Raw genomic sequence first — 20,693 nt, 5'->3', positions numbered from 1 at the left:
GGTTTTTGACCGCGTAATTTGGTTTCCGATCATTCCTCCGTTTCAGGCCCGTGGGACACTTCATTACATGGATAGCGTCGACCGAGAAATTTTGTTCCATCTGCGCCAGGACGGTCGTCTGACCAACGTCGAGCTGGCCAAACGGGTCGGTCTGACGCCGCCGCCGTGTCTGCGCCGGGTCAAGCGCCTGGAGGACGAGGGGATCATCACCGGGTACCGGGCCCGGATCGACCCGGCGGCGTCCGGCCGGAACTTCGAGGTGATGGCCGCCGTGGAGATCGGTGTCAACGACCTCCAGACGGTCGAGGAGCTGGAGTCCGCGATCGCCTCCTATGACGAGGTCGTCGAGTTCCACCGCCTCTTCGGGCGCCCGGACTATTTCATCCGTGTCGCCGTCGAGGACCACGCGGCGTACGAGACGTTCCTGACCACCAAGCTGATCGGGCTGCGGGCCGTCACCCGGGTCGACTCCCACCTCGTCATGAAGAAGATCAAGACGGACGACTGAGGGCGTTCACAACCGCTCGACGATCGTCACGTTCGCCTGCCCGCCCCCCTCGCACATCACCTGCAGCCCGAAGCGTCCGCCCGCCCGCTCCAGCTCCGCCACCAGCGTCGTCATCAGCCTCGCCCCCGTCGCCCCCAGCGGGTGCCCGAGCGCTATCGCGCCGCCGTTGACGTTGACGCGGTCCGGGTCGGCGCCGGTCTCCTTCAGCCAGGCCAGGACCACGGGGGCGAAGGCCTCGTTGACCTCGAAGAGGTCGATGTCGTCCACGCCCAGGCCTGCCTGGCGCAGCGCGTGGGCGGTCGCCGGGATGGGGGCGGTGAGCATGCGGATGGGGTCCTCGCCGCGCGCGGAGAGGTGGTGGATCCGGGCGCGGGGGGTCAACCCGTGGTCGCGGACGGCGCGTTCGCCCGCGATCAGTAGGGCCGCCGCGCCGTCCGAGACCTGGGAGGAGACGGCGGCGGTCAGCCGCCCGCCGGGGACGACCGGCTGGAGGGCGGCCATGCGGGCGAGGGAGGTGTCGCGGCGCGGGCCCTCGTCGGCCGTCACGTCCCCGTACGGCACGGTCTCCCGGGTGAAGCGGCCCTCGTCGGTGGCGCGCACGGCCCGTTCGTGGGAGCGCAGCGCGTACTCCTCCATGGCTTCGCGGGTGATGCCCCACTGGTCGGCAACGAGCTCCGCGCCGTGGAACTGGTTGACGGGCCGGTCGCCGTAGCGGGCGCGCCAGCCGTGGGAGCCGGCGAAGGGGCCCTGGGTGAGGCCGAGGGGTTCGGTGGCGCGGTGGAAGGCGTAGCCGATGGGGATCTGCGACATGCTCTGGGTGCCGCCGGCCACGACGAGGTCCTGGGTGCCGGAGAGGACGGCCTGGGCGGCGAAGTGGACGGCCTGCTGGCCGGAGCCGCACTGCCGGTCGACGGTGACGCCGGGGACCTCCTCGGGGAGGCCGGCGGCCAGCCAGCTGGTGCGGGCGATGTCCCCGGCCTGCGGGCCGACGGTGTCGAGGCAGCCGAGGACGACGTCGTCGACGGCCGCCGGGTCGACGCCCGCGCGCCGGATGAGTTCGGCGATGACGTGGGCGCCCAGGTCGGCGGGGTGAACGCCGGCGAGGGCGCCGGCGCGGCGGCCGACGGGGGTGCGTACCGCTTCGACGATGAACGCTTCGGCCGTGACGGGTGCGGCCATGGCGGGCTCCTAGGGTCGTGGGGCGATGCCGTCCAGGACCATGGACAGGTACTGCCGGGCGATCTCCTCCGCGCTGTGCGTCCCGCCGGGCCGGTACCAGGACGCGGCCACCCAGACGGTGTCGCGCAGGAAGCGGTAGGCGAGGCGGGTGTCGAGGTCGGCGCGGAAGGCCCGGTCGGCCACGCCGCGCCGGAGGACGCCCAGCCACATCTCCTCGAACCTCCGCCGGGAGTCGGCGAGGTAGGCGAAGCGGGGGTTCCCGGCGAGGTGCGCCGATTCCCTCTGGTAGAGGGCGACGGCCGGGCGGTGCCGGTCGATCTCGCGGAAGGACTCGGTGACGAGCGCGGTGACGGTCTCGCGAGGGCCGTGCCCGGCGGCGAGCACGGCGTCGTAGCGGGCCCACAGGTCGTCGAGGAAGCCGGTGAGGATCTCGTCGAGCATCGACTCCTTGGAGTCGAAGTGGTAGTAGAGGCTTCCGGCGAGCATGCCCGCCTCGTCGGCGATCCGGCGGACGGTGGTGGCCCGGTAGCCGTGTTCGGCGAACACCTCGGCGGCCGTGGCGAGGAGTTCCTCGCGCCGCGTGGCGGTGGTCTTCTTGCTGGTCGGCACGGTGCCATTCTCGTTCACGCGCGCTGGCTGCTGACGGCGACGGTCTCCCCGGTCATGTACGAGGAGTAGTCGCTGGCGAGGAAGACGATGACGTTGGCGATCTCCCAGGGCTCGGCCGCCCTGCCGAACGCCTCCCGTTCCGCCAGCCGTTCCAGCAGCCCGGGTGTGGTGACCCGGGCGAGGTGGGGGTGGGCGGCGAGGCTGGGGGCGACGGCGTTGACGCGGACGCCGTGGTCGGCGGCCTCCAGGGCCGCGCAGCGGGTGAGGGCCATGACGCCGGCCTTGGCGGCGGCGTAGTGGGCCTGGCCGCGCTGGGCGCGCCAGCCGAGGACCGAGGCGTTGTTGACGACGGCGCCGCCGGTGCCGCGCGCCCGCATGCGGCGCAGGGCGGCGCGGGTGCAGCGGAAGGTGCCGGTGAGGGTGGTGTCGAGGACGCGGTGCCACTGGTCGTCGGTCATGTCGGCGAGTTCGGCGGTGCCGCCGAGGCCCGCGTTGTTGACGAGGACGTCGAGGGTTCCGTGGCGTTCCTCGGCGAGGTCGAGGAGGGCGGCGACCCGGGCCTCGTCGGTGACGTCGCAGGGCGTCCCGGCCACGCGGTCCGCCCCGAACTCCCCGGCGAGCCCGGCCACTACGTGTGCGAGGCGGGACGCGTGGGCGTCGCCCAGGACCACGCTCGCGCCCTCCTCCAGAAAGCGGCGGGCGGTGGCGCCGCCGATGCCGGTGCCCGCGGCGGCGGTGATGACGGCGGTGCGGCCGGTCAGCAGGTCGTGGCCGGGTGGCGGGGGCGGCGGGCCGGAGCTCTCGACGCTGCTCATGGCCCCACGCTAACCTACCAAACACTTGTTAGGGAAGGATGGTTGATGACCACTGACCCTGTGGACGCCGGTCCTGTCGTGCGCTACGAGTGCGACGGCCCCGTCGCGACCGTCACCATGAACCGGCCCGCGTACCGCAACGCGCAGAACTCCGCGATGACCTACGCCCTGGACTCGGCCTTCTCCGAGGCGGCGGCCGACGACGGCGTCCGCGTCGTCGTCCTGGCCGGGGCGGGCGAGCACTTCTCGGCCGGGCACGACATCGGGTCGCCCGGCCGCGACGAGCACCTGCCGTTCCCCCGCCGGGCCGGGCTGTGGTGGGATCACTCCGGCAAGTCCGGCGCCGAGCGGCGCTTCGCCCGCGAGTCCGAGGTGTATCTCGGGATGTGCCGCCGCTGGCGCGAGCTGCCCAAGCCGCTGATCGCGAGCGTCCAGGGGGCCTGCGTGGCGGGCGGGTTGACGCTGGCCTGGGTGTGCGACCTGATCGTGGCGAGCGAGGACGCGTTCTTCGCCGACCCGGTCGTGCGGATGGGCATCCCGGGCGTCGAGTACTTCGCCCACCCGTGGGTGATGCCGCCCCGGATCGCCAAGGAGCTCCTCTACACGGGCGACCGGATGAGCGCGCGGCGCGCGTACGAGGTGGGGATGGTCAACCGGGTGGTGCCGCGCGACGCGCTGGCCGCCGAGACCCGCGCCCTGGCCGGGCGGATCGCCCGGATGCCCCGGATGGGCCTGGCCCTGACCAAGCGGGCGGTCAACCAGGCCGAGGATCTCCAGGGGCTGCACAGCGGCCTGGACTCGGCCTTCGCCCTCCACCACCTCGCCCACGCGCACAACGCGGAGACGTCCGGCGATCCGCTCGCGGGGATGGACGCCCGGAGCATGAGCCGGAGCGCGGGAGCGGAGTCCTGACGTGGACCTCGACCTCACCCCCGAGGAGGCCGCCTTCCGCGCGGAGGCGCGGGCCTGGCTGGCGGAGCACGTGCCCGCCGCCCCGCTCGCCCCGCCGGAGACAGCGCGGGGCTTCGCCGAGCACCGCGCGTGGGAGCGGGCGTTGTACGAGGGCCGCTGGTCGGCGGTCCCCTGGCCGTACGTGTACGGGGGCCGGGAAGGTTCGCCGGTGGAGTCGCTGGTCTTCGAGGAGGAGTACCACGCGGCGGGCGCGCCCGTCCGGATCTCCCAGAACGGCATCGCGCTGCTCGCCCCCACGCTCCTCGCGCACGGCACCGAGGAGCAGCGGGCGCGGATCCTGCCGCCGATGGCGCGCGGCGAGACGGTCTGGGCCCAGGCGTGGTCCGAGCCGGAGGCGGGCTCCGACCTGGCGGCGCTGCGCTCGGTCGCGGTCCGTACGGACGGCGGGTGGCTGCTCAGTGGGAACAAGACGTGGTCGTCGCGGGCGGTGTTCGCGGACCGGGCCTTCGGGCTGTTCCGCAGCCACCCGGGGGCGGACCGTCCGCACCGTGGGCTGACGTACGCGCTGTTCCCGCTGGACGCGCCCGGGGTGACCGTACGGCCGGTCGGGCGTCTCGACGGGAAACCGGTCTTCGCCGAGATCTTCCTGGACGAGGTCTTCGTCCCCGACGAGGACGTCGTCGGGGAGCCGGGGCAGGGCTGGCGGGTGGCGATGAGCACGGCGGGCAGCGAGCGCGGGACGGCGCTGCGCGCCCCGGGCCGGTTCACGGCGGCGGCCGGGCGGCTGGTGGAGCTGTGGCGTTCGGCCGCCGATCCCGGTGACACGGCGTTGCGCGACCGGGTCGCGGACGCGGTGATCCAGGCGCGCGCGTACCAGCTGTACGCCTACGAGCGGGTGTCGCGGCCGGAGCGGCCGGAGCGGTCGGGTCCGCCGGGTCCACCGCCGGAGGCGGAGGCGAGCCTGACGAAGGTGTTCTGGTCGGAGCTGGACCTCGCGCTGCACGAGACGGCCCTCGACCTGCTGGGCGCGGACGGCGAGCTCGTCGACGCCGAGTGGGCGCAGGGCTGGCTGTTCGCCCTGGCCGGGCCGGTCTACGCCGGGACGAACGAGATCCAGCGGGATGTGATCGCGGAGCGGCTGCTGGGGCTGCCGAAGGGACGGCGGGGATGAGGTTCGCGCTGGACGACGGGCAGACGGCCTTCGGGCGCTCGCTGGACCGGATGTTCGCGGCGGCGGACACGCCCTCGGCGGTACGGGCGTGGGCGCGCGGCGAGCACGGGCCGGGGCTGGCGCTGTGGCGCCGGGCGGCGGACGCGGGCGTGTTCACGCTGGCGGCGCCCGGCGGGCTGGGCGGGGCGGGACCGCTGCCGGTGGAAGTGGGCGTCGCGTTCGTCGAGTTCGGCCGGCACTGTGTACCGGGCCCGCTGGTGGAGACGGTGGCTGTGACGGCCCTGCTGTCGCGCCTGGCGGAGGCCGGGGAGGCTGCGCCCGCGAAGGAGTGGGTGCCGAAGCTGTGCGCGGGCCGGGCGCGGGTGACTTTGGCGGCGCCGGCCGGGGGGCCGTACGCGCTAGACGCCGACGCGGCGGACGCGGTGTTCGTGGTCAAGAGTGGAAAGGATGGCGCGGCGGCCGAGCTGTGGCTGGCGCCCGGTCACGGCCCGGTCCTGTCGTCCGTCGACCTCGCGCGGCGTCTGGCTCTTCCGGCGGCGGGCGGGGAGCGGCTGGCGGCCGGGCCCGCCGTGGGGTCGGCGGCCGCGTACGCGCGGCTGTGGGCGGCGTACGCGACCGCCGCGCAGGCGCTCGGGGTGGGGCACGCGCTCCTCGACCGGACGGTGGCCCACGCACGGCGGCGCGTCCAGTTCGGCACGGTGATCGGTTCGTTCCAGGCGGTCAAGCACCGGCTTGCGGACGCGCTGATCGGCCTGGAGTTCGCGCGGCCGCTGCTGTACGGCGCGGCCGTGGCGCTGGCGGCGGGCTCCCCGGACGCCCGGGCGGAGGTGGCGGCGGCCAAGGCGGCCGCCTGCGACGCGGCGTACGCGGCGGCGCGCACGGCGCTCCAGGTGCACGGCGCGATCGGCTACACGTCCGAGTACGAGCTGTCGCTGTGGCTGGGCAAGGCACGGGCGCTGCGACAGGCGTGGGGGTCGCCGGAGGAGTGCCGCCGGGACGCCCTGGAGCTCCTTCACTGAACTCTTTCACCAGTAAAACACCTGCTAATGTTTTTGTATGGCGAAGCTCCCTCCCCTGCCCCTGCGCGGTGTCGTCCGGCTGAAGCCGGCGGCGGACAGCTGGCCCCGGCCGGCGCTGAGCGCGGCCCTCGCGCTGGCCGTCCCCGACGTGACGCTCCTCGCGCTCGGCCGCCTCGACCTCGCCCTCTACACCGCCGCCGGCGCGCTCTGCGCACTGTACGGGCACGACCGGCCCTACGCCCGGCGCGCCCGGACGCTGGCCTGGGTGGTCCTGGGCGCGGTCGCGGGCATGGGCGTGGCCCTGACCAGTGCCGCCCTCGTCCACTCGGCTCCGCTGCTGGTGCTGCTCGCGGCGCTCGTCGCGGCGGCCCACAAGGCCGTGTGCGATGCCGCGCGGATCGGGCCGCCGGGGAACGTGGTGCTGACGTTCGTCACGTCGACGGCCTTCTTCGTGCCACAGCGGGTCGCGGAGGTGCCCGCGCACCTCGGGCTGGTCGCGGCGAGCGGGGCCCTGGCCTGGCTGATCTGCATGGCCCCGGGCCTCGTCCGGCCGCACGGGCCGGAGCGGATCGCCGTGGCGCGGGCCCTGGAGGCGGCGGCCCGGGGCGACCGGCACGCGGTGCTGGTGACGACGGAAGGGGCGCGGCGGGCGTGCGCGGGCCGGCCCGAGCTGGAAGCGCTGGCGGGGTGGGCGGAGACCGCGTCCGAGGCGGAGGCGGGGCGGCTGCGGGAGGTGGCGCGGGGGCTGCGCCGTGGGAATTCCCCGATCCCGCCCCTTCCCGATGCCGTGGGCTTCGCCCCCGGGCCCCCGTTCCGCGCCGACGCGCGGCGCCCTCGAACGCCGGACGGGCTGTATTTGGCCGCGGCCCGCGTCGCGCTCGGCGGCACCCTCGCCGGGTGGGCCGCCCTCGCGCTGGGCGGTACGCACCCCCACTGGGCCGTCGTCACCGCCGCGTCCGTCGTCCAGGCGCACGCCTCCGCGTCCTGGCAGCGCGGCGCTCAGCGCGTGATCGGCAATGTCGTGGGGCTGGCGCTGTTCGCCGCGCTGCTGCCCCTCGCCCGGACGGGCGAGGTCGTCATGGTGGCGGTCGCGCTCGCGCTCCAGGTGGCGGCGGAGGCGACCATCGCCCGGAACTACTGGCTGGGCAGCGTGTTCGTGACACCGATGGCGCTGCTGCTGGGCGAGTTCGCCGGGGCGCACCCGGCGGGCGGGACCATGACGGACCGGGGCGTCGACACGGTGGCGGGCGCGGTGGTGGGGGTGCTGGTCTGCCTGCTGGTCGCCGACGGACGGGCCGTGGAACGGGTGGAGGCCGCCCTCGGCCGGGTCCGCGACGCACGTGCCGACGCGCATGACAGCACGCGGGATCCGGCGCGGGCCCGGGAGCGGCTCGGGGCGGCGCTGCTGGAGCTGCGCGCGGCGGCGGACGTCGCGGCCGGCGAGCGGCGGCGGCACCCGCTGCCCGAGGCACGGGTCGCCCACGAGGAGCACGAGGGACACCGGGCCCTGGCCGCCCTCCGCGCCCCCGCACCCGCCTCCGGCTGACGCCGGCCGACGGCACGCGGCCCCTCCGGCGGGCCTCGACGGATCCGCCCGCACGCGTCGCGGCAGAATCTACCGGGGAACACCGACTGGAGAGGATCGAGAACTGTGGCCGAGGACGCCGAGGACATCGTCGCGCGCGTGCTGCGCCAGTGGCAGCGGGTCCACCCCGGACTGGACACCGCGCCGATGGCCGTGATCGGCAGGCTCAACCGGTGCGCCGCCCTGCTCCAGCAGGCCACGGACGCCCCGCTGGTGGGCGAGGGGCTGACGCGGGCGGAGTTCGACATCCTGGGCACCCTGCGGCGCACGGGCCGGGAGCTCACGCCCGGGCAGATCGCCCGGGAGACGTTCGCCTCGGGCGCGGCGGTCACCAAGCGGCTGCGGGTGCTGGAGGAGCGCGGCCTGGTCGCCCGCCGCCCGGACGACCGCGACCGGCGGGTGGCCCACCTGTCGCTGACCGACTCCGGCCGGGAGCTCATCGACGTGCTGATCCCGCGCCAGCTGGAGTATGAGCAGGCGCTGCTCGCGGGGCTCGGCAAGGACCGGCAGGACGAGCTCGCCGACACCCTTGCCGAGTTGCTCGTCCTCCTTGAGGGACGGCTCGGTGGCCTCCAGCCGTGAGCGGCCGGCGCCGACCGGTGAGGTTGTGCGGCTGCGGGCCGTCCGTGGCCGTTCGCGCCCACGCGGCGGTAGCCGCATAACGGCACTGCCCCGCGCCCCTACGGGGCGCTGGTGCGCGGCTGCGTGAAGCGGAGCATGTTGCCGGACGGGTCGCGGAAGGCGCAGTCGCGGACGCCGTAGGGCTGGTCGACCGGCTCCTGGAGGACTTCACCCCCGGCGGCCCGGATCTTCTCGAACGTGGCGTCGCAGTCGTCCGTGGAGAAGATCACGCCGCGCAGCAGGCCCTTGGCCAGCAGTTCCGCCATGGCCTGCCGGTCGGCGGGCGAGGCGTTGGGGTCGGCGAGCGGCGGTTCGAGGACGATCTCGACGTCCGGCTGCGCGGGCGAGCCGACGGTCACCCAGCGCATCCCCTCGAACCCGACGTCGTTGCGCACCTCCAGGCCGAGGATGTCGCGGTAGAAGCCGAGGGCCTTGTCATGGTCGTCGACGGCGATGAAGCACTGTGAAAGCTTGATGGTCATGTCCTCGACGCTACGAGGCGACGGCCGGATCCGCTTCTCCGATCCTGACCGGTTGCCCGGCGCCGGCCGGATCCCTGGTCCTGAGCGGCCGTGTGTAGATCTTCGCCACGCACGCCGGGATCGCGGCGCCCTCCTCGTGACGGCGGGCCCGGTACGCGCTCGGGCTCTCGCCGACCAGCTCGGTGAAGCGCGAGCTGAACGAGCCCAGTGAGGTGCACCCGACCGCGAAGCAGACCTCCGTCACGCTCAGGTCGCCCCGCCGCAGCAGCGCCTTGGCGCGCTCGATACGGCGGGTCATCAGGTAGTTGTACGGCGTCTCGCCGAACGCGGCGCGGAAGCTGCGGGAGAAGTGCCCGGACGACATCAGGGCGACGCGCGCCAGCGCCGGGACGTCCAGCGGCAGCGCGTAGTCGCGGTCGATCACGTCCCGCGCGCGGCGCAGCCTCACGAGGTCCTCGAGTGTCACGCGCTCCAGCATCGCACGGGGGTCCGACAGGGCACGGCCCCGCGACGTCAGGGCGACGTCAGGGCGCGGGCGTCGTCGAGGGGGCCGGGGCGGGGCTGCTGCCGACCCGGGGCGTGAGGAGCTCGTTGTCGCAGACGAGGTTCTTCAGGCCCTTGCCGTTGCCCATGAGGTCGACCTTGACGTCCTCGGGCCGGCGGTCGTCGGGCACGCCGTTGTGGGAGGCCGTGCAGACGAGCTGGTTGCGGGCGATGGCGCTGAGCCGGGTGGGGTCCAGGGGCAGCCGGATCGTCACCGTGCCGGGGACCGTGGCGACGACGACGGAACTCTGCGGCAGCTTCGGCAGGTCCGTGAACAGGCCCTGCATCCGCTCGGCCTCGTTGGGGCCCTGGAGCAGCAGGGCCACGGCCTCCTCCGCGCCGACCTCGCCGGCGGCGGGGCGGGAGCGGGGCTCGAGGCCGCCGGGGAAGCCGAAGTACAGCCGGACCTCCCGCACGGGGGCGCCGGGCTGCTTCGCGCCCTGCGCGGGCTGGCCCACCTCGATGACGTCGGTGGGCTCGACGCCGCACCCCGCCAGGACGCCCGCGAGGGCGCCGCACAGCGCCGCCGCGGCGGCCACCCGCCGCTTGTCCGTACGTCGCCGTCTCATGTGCCGTCTCATGACTCGTCACCTCCGCGCCGCAGCGGGAGGTCGACGGTGAACACCGCGCCTCCCCCGGGCCCGTTGGCGGCCCGTACGGTCCCGTCGTGCAGCCGTACGTTCTCCAGGGTGATGGCGAGGCCGAGGCCGCTGCCCTCGGAGCGGACCCGGGCGGCGTCCGCCTTGAAGAACCGCTCGAAGACGTGCGGCAGGACGTCCGGGTCGATGCCCTCGCCCCGGTCGGCGACCTCGATCAGCAGCCGCTCGCCGCTGTGCTCCCCGCCGTCGTACCGCTCCTCCGTGCGGACGGCGACGGCGACCGGCTCGCCGCCGTGCCGCAGGGCGTTGCCGACGAGGTTGGCGACGACGACGTCGACGCGGCGCGGGTCCAGCCGGGCCCGGACGCCCTCGGGCAGGTCGGCCGTGACCTTGTCCTGCCAGCCACGCGCCTGGAGGGTCTTGCGGACCGTCTCGGCCACGTCGACCTCGTCGAGGTGGAGGGCGGCGGCGCCGGCGTCGAAGCGGGAGATCTCCATCAGGTCCTCGACCATGCGGGCGAGCTTGCCGGTCTCCTGGCTGATGAGGCGCACGGCGTAGGCGGTGTCGGAGTCCAGCGCCTCGGCGTCCTCGTCGAGGACGTCGACGACGGCGGTCATCGCGGCCAGCGGGGTGCGCAGCTCGTGGGAGACGTCGGCGGCGAAGCGGCGGGAGTTGGCCTCCATGCGGCGCAGTTCGGCGACGTTCTCCTCCAGGGCGGCGGCCATGTCGTTGAAGGTGCGGGAGAGGTCGGCGAGTTCGTCGCTGCCGGTGACCTTCAGCCGGGTGTCCAGCTCGCCCTCGGTGATGCGCTGGGTGGCGCGGCGCAGCTCGCGCACGGGCCGCAGCACGCCGCGCGCGGCGAGGAGGGCGGGCACGATGGCCAGCGCGAGGGCGGGCAGGGCGCCGCTCTGGGCCGCTTCGACCAGTGCCTGGACGTTCGCCTCGTCCTCGCGGAGGGGCACCTGGGCGTAGACCTCCAGGCCGGACAGCTCACCGCCCTCGCCGCTGTAGGCGACGGGCAGGCCGATGGCGAGCCAGGGCTCGCCGTTGATCTCGACGCGCTGGAAGGCGGCGATGCCGGAGTGGACCTTCTTCTGCACGCCGTCGGGGATGCCCTTGGCGCCGGGGCGGGCCTTGGGGACCATGGCGCCGTCCCGGTAGCGGGCGTAGATGTTCCACTGCTGCGCCTGGCCGGCCCGGGCGAGGTTGGTGGTGAATCTGCCCAGGTCGCCGTGGCCGGGCGGGAAGCGCAGGTCGGGGACCTGGGAGTTGACCTGGGAACGCAGGGCGGAGACGGCCGTGTCCTGGGTGCGCTTGAGGATCGCGGTGCGGGCCTCGCGGAAGGTGAGCGCGGCCGTGGTGAGCGCGCTGAGCGCGGCGACGAGGAGGAACGCCACCACGAGCCGGGCCCGCAGGCCCCGGAAGAGGGTGCGCAGGGCCGGCCGTCCCAGGGAGGGGCGGCGCAGGTGGACCGGGCGGTTCAAGGGGCTCATGAAGGGTTTTCCGCGGCTCACACGGGGCCGAAGCGGTAGCCGAAGCCCCGGACGGTCTGGATGTAGCGGGGGGAGCGCGTGGACTCCTCGACCTTGGTACGCAGCCGCATGACGCAGGCGTCCACGAGGCGGGCGTCGCCGTGGTAGCTGTGCTCCCAGACGTGCTCGAGGAGCTGCTGGCGGCTGAAGACCCGGCCGGGGGTGGCGGACAGGTAGAGCAGCAGCTTCATCTCGGAGGGGGCGAGCGGGAGGTCCTGGCCGTGTCTGGAGACGAGCAGCCCGGCGCGGTCGATGGTCAGGTCGCCGTGGGTCTCGGCGGTGGCCTGCGGGACGGCCGGGTCGGCGCCGCCGTCGACGGGGGCGGCGCGGCGCAGGACGGCCCGGATGCGGGCCTCCAGGACCTCGCCGCGGGCGGGCTTGACGATGTAGTCGTCGGCCCCGGCCTCCAGGCCGAGGACGACGTCGATGTCGTCGCCGCGCGCGGTGAGCATGATGATGGGTATCTGCTGGGTGGCGCGGATGCGCCGGCAGACCTCGAAGCCGCTCTTGTCGGGCAGCATCAGGTCCAGCAGCACCAGGTCGGGGCGGAAGCTCTCCAGCGCCGCCAGCCCGGCCTCGCCGGTGGGCGCGCCCTCGACCTCGTGGCCGCGGCGGCGCAGGGTGAGGGTGACCCCTTCCCTGACGGCCCGGTCGTCCTCGATCAGAAGCACGCGTGACATGGGCACCAGTATCGGTCGTTCGTTCGCACGAATGCGCCCGGGGGCTCGCTCCCGCCGGAACTGTCACCGACTTCTCATAAAGCGACCCCCGTCACTTACACCCCGATGTGCCGCAGCAGCAAGGTACGGAAGTCCCGGTCGAAGTCCTCGTAGCGCTCGCGCAACCGCTCGCCCGGCCAGTCGGCGGGCAGCAGGGGCGCGGGCAGTACCGGGTCGGCCAGCAGGTGCCGGAGCACCGCCGCCGAGACCGTGAACCGCTCGGCGAGGCGGTCCGGCCCGCCCGGCAGCGCCTCCAGGGCGGCTTCCAGGGCGCGGGCGCGGCGGGCCCAGCCGGTCAGGTCCCACAGGCCGGCGGCGAGGGCGGCCGGGTCCTCTTCGGGCGCCCCGGTGAACAGCGCGCACTGCCCGGCCACGACGGGCGGCCACGCCGGGTCGCGGACGAGGTTGGCGGGCCGCGTCCAGCACCCCTCGCGCAGCTCGGCCAGGCGCAGCGCGGCCATCGCCTGCCGCAGGGCGGCGCGCTCGGGGGCGGGGCGCCGCTCGGCGGTGACGACGGCGATCTCCCAGCCGCCGGACCAGGCGCGGGTGCGGGGCGCGCGGCTGTCGTCCTGCCGGGCCTGGCGGTCGAGCAGCCGCTCGGTGAGCCGGTACGTGCCGTCGCGCTGCTCCAGGTCCCCGCCGGCGACCATCCGGGTCAGGGCGGTGCGCACAGTGCCCTCGGCGGTGCCGAAGAGCTCGCCGACGCGGACGAGGGCGCGGGCGGGGAGGGCGGGCGGGTGGTGGCCCAGGAGCGTCGAGAGCACGACCGAGCGCGCGGTCAGCGGCCGCAGGGCGAGGGAACCGGCGGAATCGACGGAATCGACGGAATCGACGGAATCAGTGGAATCGGTGGCGTCCATGGCTGACGAAACCCTATCCATTACAGCCTCGCATCACGCATCATAAAAGTGTAATGCCATTCGGACCGTGCCCCCGGAGGTCGCCGTGAGCGCCACGCACGACGTGTTCAACCAGGCCCCGCCCCTCACCGGCTTCTCCACCGCCGACGAGCCCGCGCTGCTGGAGGCCCTGCGCCGGGACGGCGGCGGCTGGGGCGAGGCCGAGGTCCGGGAGCTGGGGGCGCGGGCCGGTTCGGCGGAGGTGCGGGAGTGGGCCCGGATGGCCGAGGCGAGCCCACCGGTCCTGCGCACCCACGACCGCTACGGCCACCGGATCGACGAGGTCGAGTTCCACCCCGCGTGGCACCAGCTGATGGCCGCCGCCGTCGGGAGCGGCCAGCACGCCGCGCCCTGGACCGACGCCCGGCCCGGCGCGCACCTGGTGCGCACGGCGAAGTTCTACGCCTGGGCGCAGGCCGAGGCCGGGCACGGCTGTCCCGTCTCGATGACCTACGCCGCCGTGCCCGCCCTGCGCGCCCAGCCGGAGCTGGCCGCCGTCTACGAGCCGCTGCTGGCCTCTCGGGCGTACGACTTCGGGCTGCGCCCGCCGCTCGGCAAGCGCGGCCTGATCGCGGGCATGTCGATGACGGAGAAGCAGGGCGGCTCGGACGTCCGCGCCAATACCACCCGGGCCGTGCCCACGGGCGACGGCTCGTACGCGGTCACGGGCCACAAGTGGTTCACGTCGGCGCCGATGAGCGATGTCTTCCTGATGCTGGCGCAGACAGACGAGGGCCTGACCTGCTTCCTGATGCCGCGCGTCCTGCCCGACGGCACCCGCAACACGATGCGGCTCCAGCGGCTGAAGGACAAGCTCGGGAACCGTTCCAACGCCTCGGCGGAGATCGAGTACGAGCAGGCGCTGGCCTGGCCCGTGGGCGAACCCGGGCGCGGGGTGCGCACGATCGTCGAGATGGTCAACATGACCCGTCTCGACTGCGTGACCGGCTCGGCCGCCGGGATGCGCGCCGGGCTGCGGGAAGCGCTCCACCACACCGCGCACCGGCGGGCGTTCGGCGCGGAGCTGATCGACCAGCCGCTGATGCGCAACGTCCTGGCCGACCTCGCCGTCGAGTCCGAGGCGGCGACGACGCTGGCCCTGCGGCTCGCGGCGGCGCTCGACCGCTCCGAGGCGGGCGACGCCCGGGAGGGCGCGCTGCGCCGGCTCGCGCTGGCCGCCGGCAAGTACTGGGTGTGCAAGCGCGGCAGCGCCCACGCCGCCGAGGCCCTGGAGTGCCTGGGCGGCAACGGCTACGTCGAGGAGTCCGGCATGCCCCGGCTCTACCGGGAGGCGCCGCTGCTGTCCATCTGGGAGGGCTCGGGCAATGTGGCGGCGCTCGACGTGCTGCGGGCACTGACCCGGGAACCCGACTCGCTGGACGCCTACTTCACGGAGGTCGAAGCGGCCTCCGGCGCCGACTCCCGGCTGGACGCCGCCGTGGCCCGCCTGCGCGCCCTGCTCGGCGAGCTCTCCGACCCGCACCGCGCCCAGCTCCTCGCCCGCCGCGTCGCCGAGCAGTTCACGCTCGTCCTCCAGGGCAGCCTGCTGGTCCGCCACAGCACCCCGGCCGTCGCCGACGCGTTCTGCGCCTCGCGGCTCGGCGGCGAGTGGGGCCACGCCTTCGGCACCCTGCCGACCGGCACGGACCTGGGGCAGATCCTCGAACGCGCCCGGCTCAAGGACATCCCGTGACGACAGCTGTACGGACCGAGCGCCGGGGCCCGGTGACCACCATCGTCCTCTCCCGCCCGGAGGTCCGCAACGCCGTGGACGGCCCGACGGCCGCCGCCCTGGCCGACGCCTTCCGGGCGTTCGACGCGGACCCGGCGGCGCGCGTCGCGGTGCTGTGGGGCGAGGGCGGCGCGTTCTGCGCGGGCGCCGACCTCAAGGCCTTCGGCACCGCCCGCGCCAACCGCGTGGCGCCCGACGGCGACGGGCCGATGGGCCCCACCCGGCTGCGGCTGACCAAACCGGTGATCGCCGCGATAGCCGGGCACGCCGTCGCAGGTGGCCTGGAGCTCGCGCTCTGGTGCGATCTGCGGGTGGCGGAGGAGGACGCCGTCCTCGGCGTCCTCTGCCGCCGCTGGGGCGTGCCCCTGATCGACGGCGGCACGGTCCGGCTGCCCCGCCTGATCGGCGCCTCCCGGGCCATGGACCTGATCCTCACCGGCCGCCCGGTCCCGGCCGTCGAAGCCCACGCCATGGGGCTCGTCAACCGCCTGGTGCCGCCCGGGACCTCCCGCGCGGCTGCGGAGGACCTGGCGGCGGAGATCGCCCGTTTCCCGCAGACCTGTCTGCGGAGCGACCGGGCGTCGCTCCTCGACCAGGAGGGGCTGGACGAGGGGCGGGCGCTGGGCGTGGAACTCAGCTACGGAATGGGGGCGTTGCCGGAGGCGGCGGAGGGGGTGGCCCGCTTCACCGAGGGAGGACGGCGGCGCTGAGGCAGAACTGCAGGAGACCCGCGCTCACGTCCTTGATGACTTCCTCCATGTCGGCCCACGGCGGCTGGAATTCCTTGCCCCATTCGATGGTGTAGGCGAAGGTCTTCTCCTTCTTGTCGTCGGTGATGTGCCGGGAGAACGCGTAGTCGTCACTGGTCCCGCAGGTCGGGTAGAGATCGAAGCCCGACTTCGGGGTGTACGTGGTGCCCCGTACGTCGTGGAGCGCGTCGCTGAAGCTCCGCGCGAGCGCGGTCGCGGTGTCGAAGTCGTCCTTGGGGATGTATTCGCGATAGTCGGTGTCGCCGGCCAGGCCCCGGCGTCCGTCGTAGTCGGGGTTGCGGAAATCCATGGAACCGTCCTTGGACTGGTCCTCGTCGTCACCCCATACGTAGAGCATGTCCTCGGAATAGCTGTGAACGTCCACGAACCAGCGCGTGTGCGGGAATCTCTCTTCCAGGAGCCATCGGACGTTCCGGGTCTCGGGCTCGGAGAACGCGTAAGGCCCCTGGTAGACCTGCGGGTCGCACGGATCGCTCGACACGCGTACGCCCGCCGTGGGCGCGAACGCCTTGGCGGCGTCGAACAGGAAGTCGTAATTGCGGTTGATGTCGACGCCCACGCAGTCGCCGTCATGACCGGCGGGCGCGTGGGCCGGGTTGCGGTTCTTGCGCCACATCGCCTCGACGGTCTGGCTGTACCGGCGGCCGTCCGGATTGACGAGGGGGAAGACGACGATGTTCACGTTGTCCAGCAGCGAACGCACCTCGTCGGCGGTGAAGCTTTTGTGGCCGTAGCGGAGACCGGATCCGGACTTGTACGCCTCCAGCAGATCGGCGGCGAAATCGACGAGGATCTCGCAGCTTCCCCACTCCCGGGCGTGGACTCCCCCGATGAGCACGACACAGTCACGGCCATTGGCGGATGGCGCGCCCACGCGCAGCGCGTGGCAGGCGACTCCCTCGATCGACGTCTCGGGAAGCTCGACGAGTTCGCAGAGATCGGAGTAGGCGTGTGACAGGTTCACCGCCGCCGAGTCGACTTCGGCGATGTTGAGGTACGTCATCTCAACGCTCCCGCCTCTCGTCCTTCGTCTTCTCCCCGAGCCCGTGCGGAACCGCGTCGGGGGCCGCGAAGCGGTTTCCGGTGCCCACTTCTGCCTGCCGGGCCCGGCCGGTGGCAGTCGCGTCCTTCAGGACGTGCACGGTGACGCCGTCACGCCCGTCGATCTCCAGGGCCTTGCGCTCGGTGACATATGCCTCGATGCTCACCTCGTCCCCGGGGCCGGCGGTGCGGCACGGGCCGCCACCGATGTCCGGCCGCTCCTCCCGGAGCGTGGTGTGCAGCGTCTTGTCGTCCGTCGCCGTCACGCGTACGTGGAGCGTCCTTTCCCGGTCAGCCATGTCGGCTCCTTTGCGTTGCAGGGAGAACGTACTGCTCGAAGGTGTCCGGGATCTGGCCGCCATGGCCTCCCAGAATCCCCGCAGTTCCTTGCACGTCATGCCCTGCCAGGGCGCTCGTTTGCGTCGCACCCAGGACAGGGGATTCGCATAGCTCAGCCGGCGGTACGGGCGCAGGAGCGCCTGTTGCTGCCGGCAGAACGTCTCGCGCACCTCCGCGCGCGGCAGGGAGCCCATGGCGGGGTAGGGGCACAGCTCGAAGGGGCAGTCACGCAGGCAGGCGCTGCCCGGTGGCGCGCTCTCGGCCATGCCGACGGTTCGCTTGGGGTCCAGCGGCCGGCGGTCCTTGGTGAGGCAGGGCGGCAGTGCGGACCTGTTCGCGCGCTTGAGGCGCGCTTCCAGCTCGTCCACGTTCTCCTTGTCGCGCTCCGTGAGGTTGAGGAGAACGATGACGTCGGCGAGCAATTGCTGCGCACGGGGGTGCAGGGTGGTCCATCCCGCCGACGGCGGAATCCAGAGGCTGTGCTTGCGGTAGGCGCCGGGTTCGGCGGGTGAGGATCCGATGTTGCCGACCGTCCCCATCTCGTCGATCCAGACGAACCGCTCGGGGTGACCGCTCTGCAGGGCGAGCACCGCCAGGTTCGCCGCTTCGGCGACGAAGGGATGCAGCCGGTCTCCTCTGGGGGGCCGGACCTCGTCCTGGTTCCGGCCCTGCGGGTCCTGCTTGGTGCCCGCCATCTCCAGCCAGCGCCGCACCGCCTGGACCGGATCGGCTTTCGCCGACGCGTGGGTACGGCCGGGCTTCCCCGTTCCGCTTCTCGTCGAGCTGTCCGGGAGCTCCCACAGACACAGCGCCTGGATGAGTATCAGCTGTGCGAACCAGGAACGCGCGTGGGCGAGCATGCCCTCCGCCTGCGCGATGAGGAAATCCCGGGCCTCCTCGTTCACGTGCGGGTGCAGCTTCCGCCGGTTGGCGGCGCTCTTGAAGCCCTGTGCCAGGGCGATCTCCAGGGAGAGCGGCAGGTCCGCCTGGTGCGAGTGGGTGTGCTCCGGCTCCAGATGGCCGAGCCAGAGCCGGACCCGCTCCTTCGCCTGACTTCTGTGCGCTTCCCCGACGGATTCGGTCATCAGGGGCACCAGCCAGGCCCGCATGACGAACTTCCGCCAGATCTCGGCCCGGCGCTCGACGCTGTCCTTCTCGAATTTCGCGTACTGCTGACGGACTTGATCGTTGCCCGCCATCTGCCGGAGATAGAACTCCCGGGTCCGGTGTTCCACGTACGACTCGTCCCGGGTCTCCCTCCCGTACTGCACCCAGGGGTCGTCCTCCCGGGACATCTCCTCCTTGGGCGGCAGCGGGAACATATCGCGCAGGGCGTCGAAGGCCAGATCGCCCCCCGCGCCCATCTCCTGTGCGATGGCCAGCCTGATGGGGTACGAGGGCTCGACGGTAGCGATGGAGAACAGGACGCCGTAGCCGTTCCGGACCCGGTCGGCGATGTCCTCGCCGGATCCGGCCCCGGCGATCGCCCGGAGGACCTCGCCGAACCGGTGCACCAGCGTGAGCTTCGCCCCCTCGATGGTCCTCGGGTCGCCCGACCTGATCCACTTCCAGCGCCGGAGGACGGACCCCGCGATGGCCTGGAGTTCGGCGCCTTTCCGGACCTGATCGATTTCGAGGGCGGCGGTGTACATCTCCAGCGCCTTGGGATCCGTGCGGCCCTCGGCCGCGTGGAGCAGCCGCCGGACGACGTCCTGCCAGTCGACGTGTCCCCACCGGGAAACGTGCGGGCCCGCCCGGGACCTGAGGACGAGCCCGATGAGCAGTTCACGGCCCGGCCCCGGCTCTTCGAGCGCCTTGGAGAAGAAATCGCGGCAGGAGACGTCGAAATACCCGGCACCGAGATACGCCTGGACGATGCTGTGCGGGAAGCGGACCCGATTGCCGTGCGCCTCCACCAGGCCGAGTTGTTCGCCCTGCGTGGCGCACAGGGCCAGGAGCACCCGGCACTGGCGCATGTCCCCGCGCACCGGACAACGTACTCCCAGCCTCTCCGAGAGCCGCTCCCAGATCCCCGGGAATCTCGACTCCGCGTCGTTGTCCTTCCCGATCAGTTCGTCGAACCTGACTTCCAGCCGGTCCCGCAGCAGCCCTATGCCGGCCAGCGCGGAAACGACCTCGATGGTGGTCTCACGGTCCTCGGAGGACAGCGCGATATTGCCCCGGATATGCCCCGCGCTCAGAGCGCTCCGCCAGGTCTCCAGCAACTGCAGCCGCAAACCCACGCGGTCGGTGTCACGGGTGTCCAGTTTCTCCGAACCCTTGGCTCCGCCCAGGTGGTCGAGCAGGTGATTGTCCCGTAGCTGCCGTGCGATCTGCAGGTACAAGGGGGATTCCGCCACGCACGCCGTTTCGACGATCCAGTCCAGCCGGTGGTCGTCCGGGGCGACGCTGTCCTTCTCCAGATACTCCAGCGCCGCCTCCTCGCTGAGCGGCTCCAGATCGATGATCGCCGCCTGGGTGTTCTCCAGTGGTGAGTGCGGTCTGGAGGCGATGACGAGGGGGAGTTTCTGGCGCCGTGCCCGCTCGATCGCGTGCCGGATCTGGATGTCCCGTTCCTTCTGCTCGTCCCCTTCGGCGAAGGTCTCCTCGAGGCCGTCGGCCAGGATCACCACTTTGTCGTCGATGCACAGTTGCCGCCACACCCGCTCGCTCTGGTGGCTGGACAGCACACCGCGGTCCACCAACTCGGCGAAGCGCTTCATGCCCATCTCGTGGAAGTCCAGCCTTGCCCCGTCCAGTTCGGCGTCCCGCAGCCGTACCGGCACGGGGGTGGCCCCTTTCCTGGCCAGCAGCTCCGTGAGCTGGACGAGCACGGACGTCTTTCCCGTGCCCACACCGCCGACCAGCAGGTAGGGCCGTCTGGTGCGCCGGTCGCGCAGTGCCCGCGCGATGATGAGGCACACCTCTTTCCGCCCGACCACGTCCTCCATCGTCGGACCGGCCGTCGGGACCAGCCGACGGGCGTCCTTCTTGGCCGTCTTGTTCAGCGGTCTGCGCACCAGGACGTACTGGACGGCCAGAAAGACGCAGGTCGCCAGTCCGATGCTCAGGAACGGCGCCATGAAGCCGTACACCACCATGCAGCCGTTGCTCTTGCCCTGCTCGCAGAATCTCTGCATGGGTGACGGACGGTGGGTGATCATTCCGTACGCGCCTTCGCCGACCCAGCCCAGGAGAAGCAGACAGCCGAGGTAGGAGAGACGCTGCACGCACGTCTTCAACGACGGCTTCGCCCACCACCGCCGGGCCGGCGCCACCATGCTGCGCGCCGCCATGCGGACCCGCAGTCTTCGGACGAACCGCTCGACGGCGCCGGCCCCGCGGCACAGCCCGCGCCGGACACGGACCAGGGGCGGCCTGCTGGGCGGTGCGACTTTTCCCTTGGGATGTCTGATGGCGTAGTTCATGGTGCCTCAGCCCTTGCCGATCGGCCCTGAACCCTCCGTGCCTTCCCTCCGTCCCTTCCATCGTGCGCTGGGCCTCCGTCGCTGTCGAATCCCGGGCGCCGCAACGACCGGAGCGCCCGTTCTTCACGCCCGCGAGCCGGAATTTCACCCCTTCGGAGTAATTCGGCCGGACAGGTGGAAATTCGGGCCA

At 73.0% G+C, this 20,693-nt stretch carries 19 protein-coding genes; 8 read left to right on the top strand and 11 right to left on the bottom strand.

Annotated elements, in window-relative coordinates:
- The first annotated feature begins 67 nt into the window (after window positions 1–67).
- On the top strand, window positions 68–508 hold the full coding sequence (locus tag EKH77_RS27940) for an Lrp/AsnC family transcriptional regulator (RefSeq protein WP_126917035.1): 441 nt from the start codon (window positions 68–70) through the stop codon (window positions 506–508).
- A gap of 6 nt (window positions 509–514) precedes the next feature.
- Here the strand turns inward: EKH77_RS27940 and EKH77_RS27935 are convergent, their stop codons facing one another.
- From EKH77_RS27935 to EKH77_RS27925, 3 genes are read right to left on the bottom strand one after another with little or no spacing between them, the layout of a single operon-like run.
- Window positions 515–1,687 (bottom strand): acetyl-CoA C-acetyltransferase, encoded by a 1,173-nt coding sequence (locus tag EKH77_RS27935; RefSeq protein WP_126917034.1) that lies wholly within the window; start codon window positions 1,685–1,687, stop codon window positions 515–517.
- Between the two features lie 9 nt (window positions 1,688–1,696).
- Entirely contained in the window at window positions 1,697–2,296 is a 600-nt protein-coding gene (locus tag EKH77_RS27930; protein WP_126917033.1) for a TetR/AcrR family transcriptional regulator, read from the bottom strand.
- Between the two features lie 14 nt (window positions 2,297–2,310).
- Entirely contained in the window at window positions 2,311–3,111 is an 801-nt protein-coding gene (locus EKH77_RS27925) for an SDR family oxidoreductase (RefSeq protein ID WP_126917032.1), read from the bottom strand.
- Window positions 3,112–3,156: 45 nt separating this feature from the next.
- On the opposite strand from EKH77_RS27925, the gene EKH77_RS27920 reads away from it, so the two are divergent.
- The 5 genes from EKH77_RS27920 to EKH77_RS27900 all read left to right on the top strand — a co-directional run bounded on the left by EKH77_RS27920 (window position 3,157) and on the right by EKH77_RS27900 (window position 8,380).
- On the top strand, window positions 3,157–4,023 hold the full coding sequence (locus EKH77_RS27920) for an enoyl-CoA hydratase (RefSeq protein WP_126917031.1): 867 nt from the start codon (window positions 3,157–3,159) through the stop codon (window positions 4,021–4,023).
- A gap of 1 nt (window position 4,024) precedes the next feature.
- A complete protein-coding gene (locus EKH77_RS27915; protein WP_126917030.1) occupies window positions 4,025–5,194 on the top strand; it encodes an acyl-CoA dehydrogenase family protein in 1,170 nt (389 codons plus the stop codon).
- Window positions 5,191–6,213 carry an acyl-CoA dehydrogenase family protein gene (locus tag EKH77_RS27910; protein ID WP_126917029.1) on the top strand — a complete coding sequence of 341 codons (1,023 nt, stop codon included), beginning with the start codon at window positions 5,191–5,193 and terminating at the stop codon, window positions 6,211–6,213. The genes EKH77_RS27915 and EKH77_RS27910 overlap by 4 nt, the downstream gene beginning before the upstream one ends.
- Window positions 6,214–6,250: 37 nt before the next feature.
- Window positions 6,251–7,759, top strand: coding sequence for an FUSC family protein (locus EKH77_RS27905; RefSeq protein WP_126917028.1), 1,509 nt, complete (start codon window positions 6,251–6,253; stop codon window positions 7,757–7,759).
- A 105-nt stretch (window positions 7,760–7,864) separates the two neighbouring features.
- On the top strand, window positions 7,865–8,380 hold the full coding sequence (locus EKH77_RS27900) for a MarR family winged helix-turn-helix transcriptional regulator (RefSeq protein ID WP_126917027.1): 516 nt from the start codon (window positions 7,865–7,867) through the stop codon (window positions 8,378–8,380).
- Between the two features lie 98 nt (window positions 8,381–8,478).
- Here the strand turns inward: EKH77_RS27900 and EKH77_RS27895 are convergent, their stop codons facing one another.
- From EKH77_RS27895 to EKH77_RS27870, 6 genes are all read right to left on the bottom strand, one after another.
- Complete coding sequence (locus EKH77_RS27895) at window positions 8,479–8,901, bottom strand: VOC family protein (RefSeq protein ID WP_126917026.1); 423 nt, start codon at window positions 8,899–8,901, stop codon at window positions 8,479–8,481.
- 10 nt (window positions 8,902–8,911) lie between these two features.
- The gene (locus EKH77_RS27890) at window positions 8,912–9,367 is read right to left on the bottom strand and encodes a helix-turn-helix transcriptional regulator (protein ID WP_240667571.1); all 456 of its coding nucleotides are present in this window, start codon (window positions 9,365–9,367) and stop codon (window positions 8,912–8,914) included.
- Window positions 9,368–9,425: 58 nt separating this feature from the next.
- On the bottom strand, window positions 9,426–10,013 hold the full coding sequence (locus EKH77_RS27885) for a hypothetical protein (protein ID WP_126917024.1): 588 nt from the start codon (window positions 10,011–10,013) through the stop codon (window positions 9,426–9,428).
- Window positions 10,014–10,021: 8 nt separating this feature from the next.
- The gene (locus EKH77_RS27880) at window positions 10,022–11,536 is read right to left on the bottom strand and encodes an ATP-binding protein (protein WP_126917023.1); all 1,515 of its coding nucleotides are present in this window, start codon (window positions 11,534–11,536) and stop codon (window positions 10,022–10,024) included.
- 17 nt (window positions 11,537–11,553) lie between these two features.
- The gene (locus EKH77_RS27875; RefSeq protein ID WP_126917022.1) at window positions 11,554–12,255 is read right to left on the bottom strand and encodes a response regulator transcription factor; all 702 of its coding nucleotides are present in this window, start codon (window positions 12,253–12,255) and stop codon (window positions 11,554–11,556) included.
- Window positions 12,256–12,350: 95 nt separating this feature from the next.
- Complete coding sequence (locus EKH77_RS27870) at window positions 12,351–13,154, bottom strand: PaaX family transcriptional regulator C-terminal domain-containing protein (RefSeq protein WP_126917021.1); 804 nt, start codon at window positions 13,152–13,154, stop codon at window positions 12,351–12,353.
- Between the two features lie 85 nt (window positions 13,155–13,239).
- Here EKH77_RS27870 and EKH77_RS27865 point away from each other — a divergent pair, with 85 nt between their 5' ends.
- A complete protein-coding gene (locus EKH77_RS27865; RefSeq protein ID WP_126917020.1) occupies window positions 13,240–14,886 on the top strand; it encodes an acyl-CoA dehydrogenase family protein in 1,647 nt (548 codons plus the stop codon).
- Entirely contained in the window at window positions 14,883–15,635 is a 753-nt protein-coding gene (locus tag EKH77_RS27860; RefSeq protein WP_126917019.1) for a crotonase/enoyl-CoA hydratase family protein, read from the top strand. The genes EKH77_RS27865 and EKH77_RS27860 overlap by 4 nt, the downstream gene beginning before the upstream one ends.
- On the opposite strand, the gene EKH77_RS27855 is transcribed toward EKH77_RS27860, so the two are convergent.
- Both EKH77_RS27855 and EKH77_RS27850 read right to left on the bottom strand, forming a co-directional pair.
- On the bottom strand, window positions 15,610–16,698 hold the full coding sequence (locus EKH77_RS27855) for a M14 family metallopeptidase (RefSeq protein WP_126917018.1): 1,089 nt from the start codon (window positions 16,696–16,698) through the stop codon (window positions 15,610–15,612). The genes EKH77_RS27860 and EKH77_RS27855 overlap by 26 nt on opposite strands.
- Before the next feature lies 1 nt (window position 16,699).
- Window positions 16,700–20,503 (bottom strand): ATP-binding protein, encoded by a 3,804-nt coding sequence (locus EKH77_RS27850; RefSeq protein WP_126917017.1) that lies wholly within the window; start codon window positions 20,501–20,503, stop codon window positions 16,700–16,702.
- Window positions 20,504–20,693 lie beyond the last annotated feature (190 nt).

Source organism: Streptomyces luteoverticillatus (assembly GCF_003970715.1).
In the GTDB taxonomy this organism is placed as follows: domain Bacteria; phylum Actinomycetota; class Actinomycetes; order Streptomycetales; family Streptomycetaceae; genus Streptomyces; species Streptomyces abikoensis.
Note: the sequence above shows the minus strand (reverse complement) of the source record. Positions and strands in the feature narration are given on the sequence as shown.